Raw genomic sequence first — 4,058 nt, forward strand, 5'->3', positions numbered from 1 at the left:
CGGTCCCTCGGCCTCCAAACCCCCCCGCGGGGGGGGGCCCGCACCGCCCCGCCCCGCCACGCGCCACCCCAACACCACCCCCCCCACCCCCCCCCCGGGGTGTGGGACGTCGGCCCGTCCGACGTCCCACTCCCGTTCGCGGTTCCGGGGCACCCGCGGCCGCCCCGGCGCCGCCACCGCCGGGGGAACGCCGCCGCCCCACTGGTCCCACCGGCCCCGGCGGCCACCCCCGACCCACCGGCCGCTCCGGCGCTGGCAGAATTGGCCCGTGATCGACGCAAGACGGCTGCGGACCCTGCGGGCGGTGGCGGACCACCGGACCGTGACCGCCGCCGCGGCCGCCCTCTACCTCACCCCCTCCGCCGTCTCGCAGCAGCTGGCCGCGCTGGAGCAGGAGACCGGGCACCACCTGCTGGCGCGCGAGGGCCGGGGCGTCCGCCTCACGGCCGCCGGCGAGATCCTGCTCGGCCACGCCGACGCCGTCCTCGCCCAGCTCGAACGCGCCGAGGCGGACCTCGCCGCCTACAGCGCGGGCGTCTCCGGGGAGGTCACCGTCGCGTCCTTCGCCACCGGGATCTCGCTGGTCCTCGCCCCCGCCATCGGCACCCTGGCCACCCGTGCCCCCGGTGTCCGGCTCAAGGTGCTGGACGCGGAGGGCGACGCCAGCCTGCCGATGGTCCTGGACGGGCGCGCCGACCTCGCGGTGGCCGTCGAGTACCGGGGCGCGCCGCGCGCCGACGACGCCCGGCTGACCAGGGTCCCGCTGTACGCGGAACCGTTCGAGGCGGTGCTGCCGCTCGGCCACCCGCTGGCCACCGGCGACGGCCCGATCGCGGTGGCCGACCTCTCCGCCGAGCCGTGGATCGGCCCCTACCCAGGCAACCCGTGCCACGACGTGGTGCTGCTGGCCTGCGAGCACGCGGGCTTCCAACCGCGCCTGGTGCACTCCTCCGACGACTTCCGCGCCGTCGTCGCGCTCGCCTCCGCCGGTGCGGGGGTGGCGCTGGTGCCGCGCTCCGCGCTGCTCGGGGTGGACCTCGGACAGGTGGCGGTGCGGCCGGTGGACAGCGCGCTCGCGACCCGCCGGGTGTTCGCCGCGGTCCGGGCCGGTGCGGACGGCCACCCGCTGATCCGGCCGGTGCTGGACGCCCTCGCCGAGGCGGCGGCGGCCACCGGCTGAGCCCCGGGGCCCGCACCCGCGGCGCGTCGGGCGCGCGGGGCCCGTCGCTCGCCGGGCCGTCGCGCCGCGCTGTCGCTCGCCGGGCCGTCCGCAGGCGGAACCACCGGCCGGACGGCCGGCAGGACCGCCGTTGTCAGAGCCTGCCCGTATGCTCACTCGCTGCCCGCCCGCTCGCGAAGATCGCCGCTGGCCCGAGCACGTCCTCGCACGTCACCGCACGTGCGCGCACGTCCGCGACGGCCCGCGAAGATCCGGACGGCGGCCGGGCGGTGCCCCGAAGTGGTTGGATCGAGATCGAACCAGGCGACGCCGACGGAGACCGTGCGAGCGGGCCCGCCCGGCAGCCGCCCGCGTCACGGATACGGAGACACGATGAGCAAGGCCCCGAGGCCCGACACGCAGTCCCCCGAGTCGACCGACTCGCACGTGGCCGACGGCCACGACCTGATCCGCGTCCACGGCGCGCGGGTGAACAACCTCAAGGACGTCAGCGTCGAGATCCCGAAGCGCCGGCTGACGGTGTTCACCGGCGTCTCCGGCTCCGGCAAGAGCTCGCTGGTGTTCGGCACGATCGCCGCGGAGTCGCAGCGGCTGATCAACGAGACCTACAGCGCCTTCGTCCAGGGCTTCATGCCGGCCCTGGCCCGGCCCGAGGTGGACGTCCTCGAAGGCCTGACGACCGCGATCATCGTCGACCAGCAGCGGATGGGCGCCGACCCCCGCTCCACCGTCGGTACCGCCACCGACGCCAACGCGATGCTGCGCATCCTCTTCAGCCGGCTCGGGGACCCGCACATCGGCTCGCCCAACGCGTACTCCTTCAACGTCCCCTCGGTCCGCGCGAGCGGCGCGATCACGGTCGAACGGGGCACCGGCAGCAAGACGGTGAAGCAGACCTTCAGCCGCACCGGCGGCATGTGTCCGGGCTGCGAGGGCCGGGGCAAGGTCTCCGACATCGACCTCACCCAGCTCTTCGACGACACCAAGTCGATCGCCGAGGGCGCGATCACGATCCCCGGCTACAAGGTCGACAGCTGGTGGACCGTGGGGATCTTCATCGAGTCGGGTTTCCTCGACCCGGACAAGCCGATCCGCAAGTACACCAAGAAGGAGATGCAGGACTTCCTCTACCGCGAGCCGACCAAGGTGAAGGTCAACGGGGTCAACCTGACCTACGAGGGCCTGATCCCCAAGATCCAGAAGTCGTTCCTCTCCAAGGACAAGGACGCCCTGCAGCCGCACATCAGGGCGTTCGTGGACCGGGCGGTCACCTTCACCGCCTGCCCCGAGTGCGACGGCACCCGGCTCAGCGAGGGCGCCCGGGCGTCGAGGATCGGCGGGATCAACATCGCCGACGCCTGCGCGATGCAGATCACGGACCTCGCCGAGTGGGTCCGCGCCCTCGACGAGCCCTCGGTGGCGCCGCTGCTCGCCACGCTCGGGCAGACCCTCGACTCGTTCGTGGAGATCGGCCTGGGCTACCTCGCGCTCGACCGGCCGTCGGGCACCCTGTCGGGCGGCGAGGCCCAGCGCGTGAAGATGATCCGCCACCTCGGCTCCTCGCTCACCGACACCACCTACGTCTTCGACGAACCCACCACGGGCCTGCACCCCCACGACATCCAGCGGATGAACGGCCTGCTGCGCCGGCTGCGGGACAAGGGCAACACGGTGCTCGTGGTGGAGCACAAGCCGGAGACGATCGCGATCGCCGACCACGTCATCGACCTCGGCCCGGGCGCCGGTTCGGGCGGCGGCACGGTCTGCTTCGAGGGCACCGTGGAGGGGCTGCGGTCGGGCGACACCATCACCGGCCGCCACCTCGACGACCGGGCCGTCGTCAAGGAGGCGGTGCGCAAGCCCACCGGCTCGCTGGAGATCCGCGGCGCGACGGCGAACAACCTGCGGGACGTCTCCGTGGACGTCCCGCTCGGGGTGCTGGTCGTGGTCACCGGTGTCGCGGGCTCGGGCAAGAGCTCGCTCGTGCACGGGTCGATCCCGCCCGGCGCGGGCGTGGTGTCGGTCGACCAGGGCGCGATCCGCGGCTCCCGGCGGAGCAACCCGGCGACGTACACGGGCCTGCTCGACCCGATCCGCAAGGCGTTCGCGAAGGCCAACGGGGTGAAGCCGGCGCTGTTCAGCGCCAACTCCGAGGGCGCCTGCCCCAACTGCAACGGCGCGGGCGTCATCTACACCGACCTCGCGATGATGGCCAACGTCGCCACCACCTGCGAGGAGTGCGAGGGGAAGCGGTTCGAGGCGTCGGTGCTGGACCACCACCTCGGCGGCCGGGACATCAGCGAGGTGCTCGCGATGTCGGTGACCGAGGCCGAGCGGTTCTTCGGCGAGGGCGACGCGCGGACACCGGCCGCGCACCGCATCCTGGAGCGGCTCGCCGACGTCGGGCTCGGCTACCTCAGCCTCGGCCAGCCGCTCACCACGCTGTCCGGCGGCGAGCGGCAGCGGCTCAAGCTGGCCACCCACATGGCCGACCAGGGCGGCGTCTACGTCCTCGACGAGCCGACCACCGGCCTGCACCTGGCCGACGTCGAGCAGCTGCTCGGCCTGCTCGACCGGCTCGTCGACTCCGGGAAGTCGGTCATCGTCATCGAGCACCACCAGGCGGTCATGGCGCACGCCGACTGGATCATCGACCTGGGGCCCGGCGCGGGCCACGACGGCGGCCGGGTCGTCTTCGAGGGCACGCCGGCCGACCTCGTCGCCGCCCGCTCCACCCTGACCGGCGAGCACCTGGCGGCCTACGTCGGCGCCTGACCGCGGCCCGGGGCGCGCCCGGGCGCTCCCGGCGCCTTCGGCGTCCTCGGAGCGAGAAGTCCCCGCCGCACCCCCCCCCCCCGGCCGCCGGGGCGCATAACAA

2 protein-coding genes are annotated in these 4,058 nt (G+C 74.1%); both read left to right on the top strand.

Translation table 11 applies throughout. From position 1 onward, the window contains the following. The first annotated feature begins 268 nt into the window (after window positions 1–268). Window positions 269–1,180 carry a LysR family transcriptional regulator gene (locus ACFWIC_RS40810; RefSeq protein ID WP_380522243.1) on the top strand — a complete coding sequence of 304 codons (912 nt, stop codon included), beginning with the start codon at window positions 269–271 and terminating at the stop codon, window positions 1,178–1,180. Window positions 1,181–1,552: 372 nt separating this feature from the next. Next, the gene (locus ACFWIC_RS40815; protein ID WP_380522245.1) at window positions 1,553–3,955 is read left to right on the top strand and encodes an ATP-binding cassette domain-containing protein; all 2,403 of its coding nucleotides are present in this window, start codon (window positions 1,553–1,555) and stop codon (window positions 3,953–3,955) included. Window positions 3,956–4,058 lie beyond the last annotated feature (103 nt).

Origin of the sequence: Kitasatospora sp. NPDC127035, from assembly GCF_042726075.1 — a bacterium.
Classification (GTDB): Bacteria; Actinomycetota; Actinomycetes; order Streptomycetales; family Streptomycetaceae; genus Kitasatospora.